The sequence below is a fragment of the Streptomyces sp. NBC_01171 genome (assembly GCF_045039805.1).
Classification (GTDB): domain Bacteria; phylum Actinomycetota; class Actinomycetes; order Streptomycetales; family Streptomycetaceae; genus Streptomyces.
The window spans coordinates 3,477,189-3,491,207 of record NZ_CP108609.1; the positions used below are offsets into that span (position 1 = coordinate 3,477,189).

Below are 14,019 nucleotides of genomic sequence, written 5' to 3' on the forward strand. Positions count from 1 at the left end.
CCGCGCGCGGGATCAGTCCGCCCGCCAGTACCCCAGCGCGTGCACCCGCTGCTTGGGCACGCCCAGCTCCTTGCGGACGTACGAGCCGAGGGCGCGGGTCGTGGCGGTGTCGCAGGCGATCCACACGTACGGGTGCTCGGTGCCGGACAGGATCTCGGGCAGCTCGGCGCGGACCCGCTCGACGAGGTGCCTGCCCGCCTCCCGGCGCGGCACCTCGCGGATCTCGTGCCGCTCCGGGTCGGCGCCGGACAGCAGCCCGTCGAGGGCGCCCTCGAACCAGACGGTCGCCGGGGCCGAACCCAGCTCCGTCAGCAGGGAGTTGATCGCGGGCAGTGAGGCGGTGTCGCCGACCACCAGGACGTGCGAGGGGTCGGGCTCGGGGCGCTGGAAGCCGGTGCCCTGGACGGTCGCCTCGACGGTGTCGCCCTCCTTGGCCGCGCGGGCCCAGTCCGAGGCGCACCCCTGGTGCAGGGCGAACTCCAGGGCGAAGGTGCCGGTCTCCGGATCGGGGTCGACGAGGGTGTACGCGCGCTGGTGGGGGCGGCCGTCGTCGGAGAACCACAGGCGGACCCACATCGTGGGGTGCACCCCGGTCGCCGCGAGCAGCCCGCCGTCGGTCATCCGCAGCCGCCGGTAGTGCGGGGTGACGTCCTCGGCGCCGGTCACCGTGCACGTGAAGTCCTTCGCCCGCATCAGCCTGAGTACCGCGCCCTCCCAGCCCCGACCCTGACCCATCGCGTCTCCACCCCTCGCGTACGATTCCTCCACTTGGCTGTGAAGTTAGGCAAGGCTAACCTAAAATGGAAGGGCGCTCCAGGGTGACCACCGAGACCTACCGCGACACCTGGGGCATCCCCCACCTGCGCGCCATCAGTGCCCGCGAACTCGCCCGCGCCCAGGGCCGGGTGACCGCGGTCGACCGCGCCTGGCAACTGGAGGTCGAACGGCACCGCGCCCAGGGCACCTCCGCGTCCTTCCTCGGCGCCTCCGCGCTCCCGTGGGACGTGTTCGCCCGCCGCGCCCGTCTCGACGACACCGCGAGACGCTGCTTCGCCGCACTGGAGAGACGGGACCCGGAGACGGCGGACTGGGTCCGCGCCTACGTCGACGGCGTCAACGCGGGCCTGCCCGAAGGGGCCGCGCGCACACCGGAGTTCGCGCGGGTGGGCCTCGCACCCGGCCGCTGGGAGCCGTGGACCCCCCTCGGTGTCTGGCTGGGCACGCACATCCTGTTCACCGGGTTCCCGGCCAAGCTGTGGCGCGAGGAGGCGATACGGCACCTCGGTCCCGACGCGGTCGGCCTCTTCGCCACGGACGGCCCCGGCACCGCCGGCAGCAACGGCTGGCTCCTCTCCGGCACCCGCACCACCACCGGCCTCCCCCTCCTCGCCGGCGACCCCCACCGCTTCCTGGAGGAGCCCGGCGTCTACCAGCAGATCCGCCTCTCCTGCCCCGAGTTCGACGTCATCGGCCTCGCCGTCCCCGGCGTCCCCGGCATAGCCCACTTCGCCCACACCGGCCCCGTCGCCTGGTCCATCACCAACGCCATGGCCGACTACCAGGACCTCTACCGAGAACGCCTCCGGCGAACGGGGGCGGGGGTGGAGGCCCTGGGTCCGGAGGGGGTCTGGCAGCGGGCGGTTCGGTGCGTGGAGGTTGTCGAGGTCGCGGGGGAGGGGGTGGTGGAGGTCGAGATCATCGAGACGGAACGGGGGCCGGTGATCGCTGGGGGGCCGGAAGGGCTGGGGGGACTGGAGGGAGCGGAGGTTCGGACGTGTGAAGTCAGTGAGACCTCCGACTTGGACGGAGAGGATGTCCCCTCCCCCCTCCCCCTCCCGGCTGCCCATGCCACCGCCCTCGCCCTCCGCTACCCACCCCGCGTGACGGAAGACCTCGGCTTCAGCGCCCTGCTCCCCCTCCTCAGAGCCCGCACGGTCACCGACGTGGACCACGCCCTGGACGCCTGGACCGAGCCCGTCAACGTCGTACAGGCCGCCGACACCACGGGCGCCGTACTCCACCGGATCGCCGGCCGAGTCCCCGTACGCCCCCGTACCAACAGCCTCCGCCTCGTCCCCGCCTGGGAAAAGGGCCACGAATGGCGGGGCTGGCACACACCCCCGTACGCCACGCTGGACAACGGCATCGCCGTGATGGCGAACCAGCGCGGCCCGGCCGCCCCCCTGGGCATCGAATTCGCCCCACCCCACCGAGCCAACCGCATCCGCACCCTCCTGGAACAGCGCCCCACCTGGTCCGCGACCGACCTCCCCGCCATCCACACCGACACCCACCTGGCCTCGGCCGCGCCCCTCCTGAACCACCTCGCGGCCCTGACCGCCCTCACCCCGGAGGCCACCCGCCTACGCGACCGCCTGCTGTCCTGGAACCGCCACATGGACGCCGACAGCACCGAAGCAGCCGTATACGCGGCCCTCCGCACGGCAGTGGTCCGCCGCCTGGCCGCCCACCCCGCCTTCGCCCCCCTCACCGAACCCCCGGCCTACCCCGAGGTCCTCCTCCCCTGGATGTCCCTGACGGCCCGCATCGGCTTCGCCCTGGAACACCTGCTGAAGGCAGAGGAGTTGTACGGCATCGACCGCCGCGAGACCGTACGTGCCGCCCTGGAGGAGATCGCCACCGCACCCCCCGCCACCCCCTGGTCCGACACCCACCGCGTGGCCCCCTGGCGAGCCCTCCCCGAAGGCCCCTACACAGAACCGGGGTTGGCTGGCGACCACGACTGCGTCAACTGCACCACCGCGGTCCCCGGCATCACCGACCTGGCGGCCCGAGGCCCCGCCGCCCGCTACGTCTGGGACCTGAACGACCGCGAGAACAGCCGCTGGATCGTCCCCTTCGGCGCGGACGGCGTACCCGGCAACCCCCACCACCGCGACCAACTCCCCTTGTGGCTCAGGGGAGAGCTGGCCCAGGTGATCACCGACTGGACCCGGCTCACCCTCGAACACACCGACCTCGCCGAGGAAGCACATGCCTGAGACCGCCCGCCACGAGCAGCACATCCCCGACTACGGCACCGTCGCCATCCGCCCCCTGGACCCCGCGACGGACGCCCCGGTCATCCACGCCTGGGTCTCCCAGGAAAGAGCCGCCTTCTGGGGAATGACGGACCTCACCGAGGCCCAAGTGGCCGAGATCTACGCCCATATGGCCACCCTCGACACCCACCACGCCCACCTCGTCACCAAGGACGGCGAACCGGCGGCCCTCCTCCAGACCTACGACCCCGCCGCCGACCGCGTGAGCGAGTGCTACGAGGTCCGCCCGGGAGACATCGGCGTCCACCTCCTCCTGGCCCCCGCCCCCGGCGCCCACCGCCCCGGCTGGACCTCGGCCCTGCTGACCGTGGTGGCGGACTACGTCCTGCGCGTACTGGACCGCACCCGCGTCGTGGTCGACCCGGACGTCCGCAACACCAAGGCCCTCACCCGCTTCGAGCGCCAGGGCTTCACCCCCGGCCCCGAGGTCGTCCTCCCCGAGATCGACCTGCCGGACGTGTACCTGCCGGAGAAGCACGCCCGTCTCGCCTTCCTCACCCGCGAGAACGCCATCGCGGAGGCCACCGGTACGGTTTGAGCGCGCCGCCGCCGACATCCGTACAGGCGGGGGACAGGGCGGGGTCCGAAGACGGAGGCGGGGCGACGTGCGGGACCGTGGAAGAGCGCTCAGGCGCATGCTGTTGGCGGTTGTGAGCCTGCTCCTGCTCGTCCTCGGCACCGCGTCCCCCGCCTCCGCGCACGCGGCCCTGCGCGCGACCGACCCCGAAGACGGAACGATCCTCCAGCGCGCCCCGCGCACGCTGACCCTGACGTACACCGAGTCGGTCGGCCTGCTCGCCGACTCGTTCCGCGTCTACGACCCCGAGAACCACCGCCTCCGCACCGGCCCGGCCGACCACGCCCCCGGCCGGGCGGACACGGTCCGCGTACCGCTGCCGGCGCGGATGGCGAAGGGCACGTACGTGGTGGCGTGGCGCGTGGTGTCCGCCGACAGCCACCCCGTCTCCGGCGCGCTCACCTTCTCGGTGGGCGAGCGCACGGTGACCACGGCGACGGCCTCCGGCCAGACGGAGAACGGCACCACCACCAGCCTCTACAACATCGCCCGCTACCTGGCGTACCTCGCGGTGGCGCTCCTGCTCGGCGCGGCCACGTTCGTCGCCTACTGCCGCCCGCCTCAACGGGCGGCGCTGCGGCCGCTGTTCGTGATCGGCACCGCCACCCTGCTGGTCTCAACGCTGGCCCTGCTCCTGCTGCGGGGCCCGTACGAGGAGGGCACGGCACCGGCGTTCACCTCGCTGGGCCGCACCATGACCACGCGGCCCGGTGAACTGCTGCTCGCCCGGCTGGCGTTGCTGCTGCTGGCGGTGGTCGGCGCGTGGTGCCTGCGCCGCTGGGCCGTACCGCGCCCCGCTGCGGTGACCGCGGGCGCGATTCTGGCCGTGGCCCTCGCCCTGACCTGGTCGGCCGCCGAACACGCCTCGGCCGGCATCCAGGTCCCGCTCGCCATCGCCTCCACCACCCTCCACCTGCTGGCGACGGCGTCCTGGCTGGGCGGCCTCGCGGCCCTGCTGCTGACCCTGCGCACTCCGGCCGTCCCGCCGAGGGTGGTGACCCGCTTCTCGCGCCTCGCCCTCACCTCGGTGATCGTCCTGGTGGTGACCGGCGTCTACCAGTCCTGGCGCGGCCTGGGTACCTGGCAGGCGCTCACGGAGACGACGTACGGCCGGGTACTGCTGGCGAAGCTGGTGGCGGTGGGTGTGCTGCTGGGGGTGGCGGGGTGGTCGCGGAGGTGGACGGGGCGGTTGTCGACGGCGGAGGTGCGGGTGAAGGTGCCGCAGCCGGCGGGCGGCCCCGCGCTCCCCCCGGAGCCTCCCGCTGCCGCACCGGACCTCCCGGTGCGCCGCCTGCGCCGCTCGGTACTGGCGGAGGCGGCCGTAGGCGTGGTGGTCCTCGTTCTGACGACCCTTCTGACCAGCACGCTTCCGGGCCGGGCGGCCGAGGAGGCGGCCACGGCGGAGACGGGCATCCCGGCGGCCTCGGTCACCACGGTCCCGTTCACGGTGGGCGAGAGCGGCCGCGGCAAGGTCCAGATCACCTTCGATCCCGGCCGGGTCGGCCCCAACTCCGTCCAGGCGGTGGTCTACGGCGCGAACGGAGCCCTGGCGGCCGTCCCCGAACTCCGCATCACCATGACCCTCCCCGCCCAGCGCCTGGGCCCCCTCGACACCGCCATCACCGACCGAGGCGGCTACTGGGCCACGAACTCCTTCGACCTCCCGATCCCCGGCACCTGGACCATGAAGGTGACGGTGCGGGTATCCGACTTGGACCAGGTGACGCTCTCGCGCACGGTACGGGTGGCACGCTGACGGGTGATGCACACGGAGCGAGTGACGATCGAGGGCGTGGACTTCGAGACCACGCTGCGCCTGGGCGGTCCCATCGGCCTACTGGCCCTGCACGGCGGCGTGGAGGGTGGCACGGCGGAACTGGCGCGGGAGGTGGCGACTCGCACGGGCGCGACCCTACTGACCTTCACCCAGCCCCTCGGCCCCCCGACCCACATCCCCTCCACCCGCATGTCCCCCTGCACCCCCCTGACCACCTTTCTGACCCACACCACCCTGACGATCTCCCTGCACGGCCACAACCGCCGATCGACCCCCCGAACGATCTACGTGGGCGGCTCGAACCGCCCAGCGGCCCGCGTCCTGGCGACCGCCCTGTCCCACTGGGCCCCCGCTTTCGTCCCCATCACCACCCTGTCCGAAATCCCCAACCCCCTACGGGGCCTCCACCCGGACAACCCGGTGAACCAGACCAGGGATGGCGGCGTCCAACTCGAACTCCCGGTGCAGGCCCGCACGACCCACCCGGCGCCGACGGACCCGGAGGTCCCGCCCACGGAGGTGGTTGACGCGCTGACGGCAGGCGTCCGGTTGATCACGGAGCGCCTGAGCGCGGTGTCCGAATCAGATGAGCTCTAACCTCTTTGTTCATAGGGGAGTTGATAACTTCCGAGCCGACGGGTTCGGTTCGTCAACGGGAGCCGATCTCGCAAGGGCGAGTCAGGACGGGGGAGACATGGCCTGGCAGGAGTGGGAGAACGCGAAAGCCGGGGCGCGGGCGGCCAGGGAGGCCCGTACGCGCCTGAACGGGGTCGGTTCAGGAGGCACGGACGACCATGATCTGGTGGCCTACCAGGACGACTTGGGCGGTGTCGGCCATGAGGCGTTCGTTCTGCACGGTGAGCTGAAGAAAAAGGCCGATATCGCGGGGGCGGGTATCGACAAGGGCGGGTCCGGGTCCACGATGCAGGCGGCCACGGCGCTCAAGAGCCACCACTTCAGCCTCGGTGCCGAATTGGAAACGACGGTCGAGATCTGGACCTCGCAGGTCAAGCACGTCCTGCAAGCCTGCGCACACATCTCGAACCACCTCGACTACACCAAGAAGCGGCACACGGCGGAGGACGCGAAGATCGTCGCTGATCTCCGCGGCCGTAGCGGCCCGCTGCCTGTCTCGGAGCTGGACAAGGACTTCAGGTAGGGGCGCCCGGTGGCAGATTTCACGTACTCGGACCTCATGACCGTGGACCTGACCAAACTGGGTACGTCGGCCTCACACTGGCGGTCGATGGTGAGTGAGCTGGAAAAGTTGGCGACAGACGCACGGGACGTTCTGGCGAAGAAGGCCGAAAGGGCTCGCTGGAAGGGCATCAACGCGGACGTCAGCAGGGAGTTCGTGCGCAAGACCGTCAAGGAGTTCAGCGATCTCCACGCGGAGGCTCTGAGCATCGCCAATGTGCTCACGGATGCTCACGACGAACTCGTGCGGTACCAAAAGCAGGCCAGGACCCTCACCGAAGCGGCTCGTAAGGGTGACCCGAAGCACCAGCCGCCGGACCCTGGGCTGATGGTGGGCGAGGGCCCTGGCGGCACGGTTCGCGTCATGGAGACGCTCTGCACCCCCGAAGGGCCCAACCAGCGCACCAAGGACCGGATGCGGTGGTACGCGGACACCCTCACCGGAATCGTCCAGCACGCGGCGGAGGTCGATGCGGCGGCTGTGCGTGCACTACGCGGGAGCCACGGCAACGATCCGAACAACGCCGGGCACTCCAGATACACGTCGCTGGACGAGGACCAGCTTCCGCGAGCCCGCAAGCTCGCCGGACTCGGCGCCGACGCGAAGCCCGAGCAGCGGGCCGAACTGCGCCGTCTCTGGGAATCCCTCAGCCCCGAGGCCCGAGCTCGGCTCTGGCTCGCGCAGCAGAAGGACCTGGAGGCGGCGGGCATCCTCAGCCCTTCCATGCAGCAGGTCGCGGCAGACGCGGGAGCAGGTCGGCACCGCTCCGAGTCACCGGGCGCGGCGGACTGGTCCACCAAGGAGAAGATGAGGCTGCTGGCCGAGGGGGCGGACTGGAAGGGGATGACGGACGCGTCCCGCAACATGTCGCACTACCTGGGCAACAGCGGAGCTCCGATGACCTTGCCGGTGGACAAGATGATGGCGGACGTACCCGCCTTCAAGCAGTACGTCGACGGCACCGTCACACTCCACCAGGACGCTTGGCGTGAGCAGGCCCTCAAGGAGTTCAAGGAGAACGGCGGCAAGCCGGTCGCCTTCCCGGTGGAGGTCAAGCGGCGCCCGGGGTTCTACTTCAGCCAGGAGGACAACCCGAACTGGTTCTACGCGGTGGGCGGGGCCAATAGCAATGTGACCGGGGTGGTGACGGCCGTGCCGGACGCGAACGGTGCTCCGAAGGTCTCTGTCGACTACCAGGTGAACGTCTGGGACCGGTACAACTGGGACGAGGGGAAGGGCGTGAAGGTGGGTCCGCTGGACATCCCCGACGGCCAGATGGCCAAGCTCCACCGCGTGGGCCTCGCCCAAGAGTTCGACATGTCCGGGAGCAGCGACGTGAAGCACTACGACCTCGGTTCATCGGCGCCCGGCGCCTCTCAACTGCCCGGCTCCGAAGAGAGCAGGGACGGCCGTACGAATCCCGCCCGTGAGCAGCAGCAAGGACGCACTAGTGGCGCTGCGGGCAGGGCGGCCGGCCGATGAACGATGTGAACAACGCCTACGCGTACACCTCGGAACAGCCCGGCACGGGTAAGGGGGGACGCCGGAAGGGCTGGCTCATCGCGGGAGTCGCCGTCGGGGTGCTGGTTCTGGCGAGTGGTGTCGCTACGACGGCCTGGTACCTCGGTGACCAGAGCGACACCTCCGCCACCGCTCGGGTGTCGGACGCCCAGTGGGCCAAGGGCATCACTCCCGAGTGGATGAGCACGCACATGGGCCTCGAGCTCCCGAAGGCCGCGCACTCCCCTCAGGCCGCGTACGAGACGACGTCCCGCTTCGACACCGGCATCCTCACCTTCACCTTGACGCGGGCGGAAGCAGAGAAGTATCTGGCGAAGTACCCGCCGGACGGCAAGTGGCTGACGCCGTCGCCCTCCCAGCCGGCCAAGGCTCCGCACGACTTCGCCCACCTGGGCCTCGACGAACCGGAAACGCTCACCACAGGCATGCGCTACGGCGACGTCTGCCCTGGCGCCCCCGACACCACGGACGACCCGTACGCGACCTCCGACCCCCAGTGCGTGACCTTCTACGCCCACGACTACGCCCCGACCCGCACCCGCATCTACGTACGCGCCCACTACGAACCGGGCATCAGCCCGCTGCCGGGGAACTGAGCGACGGCCCTGGTAAAAATCTTCTCGTCGAGCGCCGAGACGAGTGCTCGCAGCTCCCGAGCACTCTTTTTCGGCAGGGCATGCAGCCCGACCTCGAGATGGTCCCGGAAGCCGAAGCAGTAACACCCACAGTCGAGAACACCGCAACAGTCCCCCCCGGCGATGGCGTTCTCAAGCTGCCGAAGCGACCCATGAGCCAGAGCCTCCCAAGGAGGTTGGGCGGGCCTGTCAGTGCTGGTCGTTAGCCTGCCGGCGTGATTCACGATCCGGGACGCCCGTTCCCGCCCGCGTTGGCTGCTGCCTTTGCTGTGCCGTTCGAGTACGACGACGGGCGAGGAGTGGACTTCGAGCCGTTCCCGGCCTTTGTGTCCGAAGCCGAGACGGCAGACTGGTTCCGTTCTTGGACCGGGAACCCCGAAGTGGACGGTTCGGCCTTCCGCGTCTTCGGACAGGACGGCACCGGGGGCTACGCGGCGTTCTGGTTGGTCCGTGAGTCCCGACCACTGAGCGAGCAGCCGGTCGTGTTCCTCGGCTCCGAGGGCGAGACGGGAGTCATAGCGCCTGATCTCGCTGGTTTCCTGTGGCTGCTGGCCGGCGGCTTCGGTCCGTGGGAAGCCGCCACAGCGTACGACCCCGACTGGTCGCCGGGGCGCAACGACGAACTGGAAGCAGTCGCGACTCGCTTCGCAGCGGACAGTCGCCAGCCGGCACCTGATGTCATCAAGCAGGCTGCCGAGGAGTTCCCGGACTTCGACGACATCGTCATGGCGCTCTGCCGATGATCGACCCGCTGCTGCCGGCGGACGTAGTTTCTGTCCCTCGTGCCATCATCCGCACGTGCTCAAGATCGCGGGATACGAACCCGGTCCTCTGGTCCAGGGCAGTGAGGGCGACGGTGGGGTGGACTACTTGATACATCACCCGGCGTGGCCCGCAGCGGAACCTTGCCGTGGATGACGGTCACTTCAGGGGGCTTGGGAAGCTGCGATCACATCCACCCGGTCCAGGGGCACGAAGTCGAAGGGCCCCACTGCAAGCAGTGGGGCCCTTCGACTTCGTGCCCGGTGAGGCACTGGCGGAGGATACGAGATTCGAACTCGTGAGGGGTTGCCCCCAACACGCTTTCCAAGCGTGCGCCCTAGGCCTCTAGGCGAATCCTCCGAGGGAGACATTACATGACCGGAAGGAGTGGTCGCGAACTCGTCCCCCCGGCCCCGGATCAGGTACTCTTTGCGCAGCCCCTCACGCGGCGCTATCTGACTGAACTCCCCCAGGGCCGGAAGGCAGCAAGGGTAGGTTGGCTCTGGCGGGTGCGTGGGGGGCCCTTGCGTTCCCGGGGGCGGGGGACCGTGGCCGGTACCGGGTGACCCGGGTGGGTGTACGGCCGCCGACAAGATGCGCACCTCTCTGACCTGGGCCGGAGCGAGCGCCGCGACGCGTTGTCCGTGGGCGCCTATAACCTCGTATGCGTGTCGTCTCTCGCCTTGTACCGCCGCTATCGCCCCGAGACCTTTGCCGAGGTCATCGGGCAGGAGCACGTAACCGACCCGCTGCAGCAGGCGCTGCGGAACAACCGGGTCAATCACGCGTACCTGTTCAGTGGCCCGCGCGGCTGCGGCAAGACGACCAGTGCCCGCATCCTGGCCCGCTGTCTCAACTGTGAGCAGGGTCCCACCCCCACCCCCTGCGGCGAGTGCCAGTCCTGCCGCGATCTCGCGCGCAACGGGCCCGGTTCGATCGACGTCATCGAGATCGACGCCGCCTCCCACGGCGGCGTGGACGACGCCCGTGAGCTGCGCGAGAAGGCGTTCTTCGGGCCCGCTGGCAGCCGGTACAAGATCTACATCATCGACGAGGCCCACATGGTCACGTCGGCCGGCTTCAACGCGCTGCTGAAGGTCGTCGAGGAGCCGCCGGAGCACCTCAAGTTCATCTTCGCCACCACCGAGCCCGAGAAGGTCATCGGGACCATCCGGTCGCGTACGCACCACTACCCCTTCCGGCTCGTCCCCCCCGGCACCCTGCGCGAGTACCTCGGCGAGGTGTGCCAGAAGGAGGACATCCCGGTCGCGGAGGGCGTGCTCCCACTGGTCGTGCGCGCGGGCCAGGGCTCCGTGCGTGACTCCATGTCCGTCATGGACCAGCTCCTCGCGGGTGCCGGTGCGGACGGTGTGACGTACCCCATGGCCACCTCCCTCCTCGGCTACACCGACGGCTCCCTGCTCGACTCCGTCGTCGAAGCCTTCGCCACTGGGGACGGCGCTGCGGCCTTCGAGGTCGTGGACCACGTCATCGAGGGCGGAAACGACCCCCGCCGCTTCGTCGCCGACCTGCTGGAGCGGCTGCGCGACCTGGTGATCCTCGCCGCCGTGCCCGACGCCGCCGAGAAGGGCCTCATCGACGCCCCGGCCGACGTCCTGGAGCGCATGCAGGCCCAGGCCGAGATCTTCGGCGCCGCCGAGCTGAGCCGCGCCGCCGACCTCGTCAACGAGGGCCTCACCGAGATGCGCGGCGCCAACTCGCCCCGTCTCCAGCTCGAACTCATCTGCGCGCGCGTGATGCTCCCCGCCGCGTACGGCGACGAGCGCTCCGTCATGGCCCGCCTCGACCGCATCGAGCGGGGCGTGAACTTCTCCGCCGGTACAAGCGCTCCGCCCATGCAGTACGTGCCCGGCCCCGAGGCCCACCCCGGCGCGGCGGCCCCGGCACCCGCCATGGGGGACGGGCCCGCAGTGTCTCCTGGCGGCGGTCCCGCCGCCGCTCGGGCGGCCGTACGCAACCCCGGCGGACCCGGCGCGGGTACGGCACCCGCCCCTGCCCCGGCGGCGCAGGCCCCCGCGCCGACCCCGCCGCCCGCTCCGGCCCAGGCGCCCGCTCCGGCTCCTGAAGCCGCCCCCGCCGCCCCGGCTGCTCCCGGCGCCTGGCCCACCGCCGCTCCCGCCGGTGGCGGCCGCCGCTCCGGCGCGTGGCCCACCGCCACCCCGGCAGGCCAGGGCCAGCCGCAGCAGCAGACCCCGCCCAGCCGGCCACAGGCCCCGAGCCAGCCCCAGCCCGCGGCCCCCGCGCCGACGGCGCCCGTCGCGCCCGCCCCCTCCGGCGGCCTCGACCCCCGCATGCTCTGGCCGAACATCCTGGAGGCCGTCAAGAACCGCCGCCGCTTCACCTGGATTCTGCTCAGCCAGAACGCCCAGGTGACCGGCTTCGACGGCACCACCCTCCAGCTCGGCTTCGCCAGCGCCGGCGCCCGCGACAACTTCTCCGCCAGCGGCAGCGAGGACGTACTCCGCCAGGCGCTGGCCGAACAGTTCAACGTCCAGTGGAAGATCGAGGCGGTCATCGACCCCTCCGGCGGCGGCTCGGCCCCCCCGCCCTCCGGCGGCACCGGGAACTTCGGCGGAGGCGGCGCCGCGAACGCGGGCGGCTACGGCACCCCGGCCCCCTCCCGCGCCGCGGCCCCCCAGCAGAGCGCCCCCTCCCAGACCGGCGGCTCCCAGCCGGCCCCGGCCCCGAGACCCCCGGCCCCCGAACCACCCCCCGTCTCCCTCGAAGACGACACCCCCGCCGACGACGACCCCGACCTGGACGAATCCGCCCTCTCCGGCCGCGACCTGATCGTCCGCGAACTCGGTGCCACAGTCCTGGACGAGTTCTCCCACGATCAGTAGGCCGCCCCGCCGGCGAGTGAACGGGCGGACCTCCTGACCTACTTCCGCCCCCACCCAAGGGGCGCGGGGGACTGCGCGACAGGCCACGACGAACCGGCAGCCGCCCACGTGCCCCGCGCACCCGCGAGGCGCGCCTCGGCGAGTGAACGGACCAAGCGTTTCGGCCCCCTTCCGCTGTGCCATCCCGGGGGCGCGGGGAACTGCGCGACAAGCCACGACGAACCCGCAGCCGCCAACGCCCCCCGCCCCGAACCGCGACGCGCCCCCGCCCTCGTAGATTCCTCCAACTTCCCCACCCCCCGACCTTCGGCAACCCAGCCGATAAGCTGACCCCCGTGAAGGTCCTCGTCATCGGCGGCGGCGCCCGCGAACACGCCCTGTGCCGCTCCTTGTCCCTCGATCCCGACGTCACCGAACTGCACTGCGCGCCAGGGAACGCGGGCATCGCCGAGGTGGCCCAGCAGCACCAGGTGGACGCGCTCGACGGCAAGGCCGTAGCGGCGCTCGCCACCGAGCTGGAGGCCGGCCTGGTCGTGATCGGCCCGGAGGCCCCGCTGGTGGCGGGCGTCGCCGACGCCGTGCGCGAGGCGGGGTTCCCGGTGTTCGGGCCGTCCCGTGAGGCCGCCGTGCTGGAGGGGTCCAAGGCGTTCGCCAAGGACGTCATGGCCACGGCCGGAGTGCCCACCGCGCGCTCGTACGTCTGCACCACCGCCGACGAGGTCGCCGAGGCGCTGGCCGCCTTCGGGGCGCCGTACGTCGTCAAGGACGACGGGCTGGCCGCGGGCAAGGGCGTCGTCGTCACCTCGGACATCGAGGAGGCCAAGGCGCACGCGGCCGGGTGCGAGCGGGTGGTGATCGAGGAGTTCCTCGACGGCCCCGAGGTCTCGCTCTTCGCCGTGACGGACGGCAGGACCGTCGTACCGCTCCAGCCCGCGCAGGACTTCAAGCGCGCGCTCGACGGCGACGAGGGCCCCAACACCGGTGGCATGGGCGCGTACTCCCCGCTGCCGTGGGCCGACCCGGAGCTGGTGGACGACGTGCTGCGCACCGTGCTCCAGCCGACCGTGGACGAGCTGCGCAGGCGCGGCACCCCCTTCTCCGGCCTGCTGTACGCGGGGCTCGCCATGACCTCGCGCGGTGTACGGGTCATCGAGTTCAACGCCCGCTTCGGCGACCCCGAGACCCAGGTCGTGCTGGCCCGCCTGAAGACCCCGCTAGCCTCCCTCCTGCTCGCCTCCGCCAACGGCACCCTCGCCCACCTGGAGCCGCTGCGCTGGAGCGAGGACGCGGCCGTCACCGTGGTCGTGGCCTCGCACAACTACCCCGGCACCCCGCGCACCGGCGACCCGATCACCGGCCTGGACGAGGTGGCCGCCGAGGACGCCCCCCACGCCTATGTGCTGCACGCCGGGACCAGGCAGGACGGCGAGGACGTCGTCAGCGCGGGCGGCCGCGTGCTGTCCGTCACGGCCACCGGCGAGGACCTCGCCGAGGCCCGCGAGCGCGCGTACCGCGCGGTGGCCAGGATCGGTCTCGAGGGCTCGCACCACCGCACGGACATCGCGGCGAAGGCGGCCGACACGGCCACGACCGGCGTCGCATAGAAGCCCCCGCTCCACTCAG

General features: G+C 71.4%; 11 protein-coding genes, 1 tRNA gene and 1 other RNA gene. 11 read left to right on the forward strand and 2 right to left on the reverse strand.

Annotation, left to right across the window (positions count from 1 at the left end; all coding sequences use genetic code 11):
* Positions 1 to 12 precede the first annotated feature (12 nt).
* Positions 13 to 735: a siderophore-interacting protein gene (locus OG448_RS16075; RefSeq protein WP_405554550.1), complete on the reverse strand. Its 723-nt coding sequence runs from the start codon at positions 733 to 735 to the stop codon at positions 13 to 15.
* 83 nt (positions 736 to 818) lie between these two features.
* Between OG448_RS16075 and OG448_RS16080 the strand changes: the two genes are divergently transcribed.
* The 8 genes from OG448_RS16080 (at position 819) to OG448_RS16115 (ending at position 9,513) form a co-directional block, all read left to right on the forward strand.
* The gene (locus OG448_RS16080; RefSeq protein ID WP_405554552.1) at positions 819 to 3,002 is read left to right on the forward strand and encodes a penicillin acylase family protein; all 2,184 of its coding nucleotides are present in this window, start codon (positions 819 to 821) and stop codon (positions 3,000 to 3,002) included.
* Positions 2,995 to 3,600, forward strand: a complete 606-nt coding sequence (locus OG448_RS16085; protein WP_405554553.1) for a GNAT family N-acetyltransferase — start codon at positions 2,995 to 2,997, stop codon at positions 3,598 to 3,600. Before OG448_RS16080 ends, OG448_RS16085 begins: the two co-directional genes overlap by 8 nt.
* Before the next feature lie 97 nt (positions 3,601 to 3,697).
* Positions 3,698 to 5,395 carry a copper resistance CopC/CopD family protein gene (locus OG448_RS16090; protein ID WP_405554555.1) on the forward strand — a complete coding sequence of 566 codons (1,698 nt, stop codon included), beginning with the start codon at positions 3,698 to 3,700 and terminating at the stop codon, positions 5,393 to 5,395.
* A 6-nt stretch (positions 5,396 to 5,401) separates the two neighbouring features.
* Positions 5,402 to 6,013 carry a poly-gamma-glutamate hydrolase family protein gene (locus OG448_RS16095; RefSeq protein WP_405554557.1) on the forward strand — a complete coding sequence of 204 codons (612 nt, stop codon included), beginning with the start codon at positions 5,402 to 5,404 and terminating at the stop codon, positions 6,011 to 6,013.
* A 97-nt stretch (positions 6,014 to 6,110) separates the two neighbouring features.
* Positions 6,111 to 6,575, forward strand: a complete 465-nt coding sequence (locus OG448_RS16100) for a hypothetical protein (RefSeq protein ID WP_391296989.1) — start codon at positions 6,111 to 6,113, stop codon at positions 6,573 to 6,575.
* A 108-nt stretch (positions 6,576 to 6,683) separates the two neighbouring features.
* On the forward strand, positions 6,684 to 8,096 hold the full coding sequence (locus OG448_RS16105) for a hypothetical protein (RefSeq protein WP_405554559.1): 1,413 nt from the start codon (positions 6,684 to 6,686) through the stop codon (positions 8,094 to 8,096).
* On the forward strand, positions 8,093 to 8,731 hold the full coding sequence (locus OG448_RS16110; protein ID WP_405554561.1) for a hypothetical protein: 639 nt from the start codon (positions 8,093 to 8,095) through the stop codon (positions 8,729 to 8,731). Before OG448_RS16105 ends, OG448_RS16110 begins: the two co-directional genes overlap by 4 nt.
* 254 nt (positions 8,732 to 8,985) lie before the next feature.
* Positions 8,986 to 9,513, forward strand: a complete 528-nt coding sequence (locus tag OG448_RS16115; protein WP_405554563.1) for an SMI1/KNR4 family protein — start codon at positions 8,986 to 8,988, stop codon at positions 9,511 to 9,513.
* A gap of 291 nt (positions 9,514 to 9,804) precedes the next feature.
* Here the strand turns inward: OG448_RS16115 and OG448_RS16120 are convergent.
* Positions 9,805 to 9,892: transfer RNA gene (locus OG448_RS16120), tRNA-Ser, on the reverse strand.
* Between the two features lie 72 nt (positions 9,893 to 9,964).
* Between OG448_RS16120 and ffs the strand changes: the two genes are divergently transcribed.
* From ffs to purD, 3 genes are all read left to right on the forward strand, one after another.
* Positions 9,965 to 10,061, forward strand: an RNA gene (gene ffs / locus OG448_RS16125) — signal recognition particle sRNA small type.
* A gap of 139 nt (positions 10,062 to 10,200) precedes the next feature.
* Entirely contained in the window at positions 10,201 to 12,396 is a 2,196-nt protein-coding gene (locus OG448_RS16130) for a DNA polymerase III subunit gamma and tau (protein ID WP_405554565.1), read from the forward strand.
* Between the two features lie 335 nt (positions 12,397 to 12,731).
* The gene (purD, locus tag OG448_RS16135) at positions 12,732 to 14,000 is read left to right on the forward strand and encodes a phosphoribosylamine--glycine ligase (RefSeq protein ID WP_405554567.1); all 1,269 of its coding nucleotides are present in this window, start codon (positions 12,732 to 12,734) and stop codon (positions 13,998 to 14,000) included.
* Positions 14,001 to 14,019 lie beyond the last annotated feature (19 nt).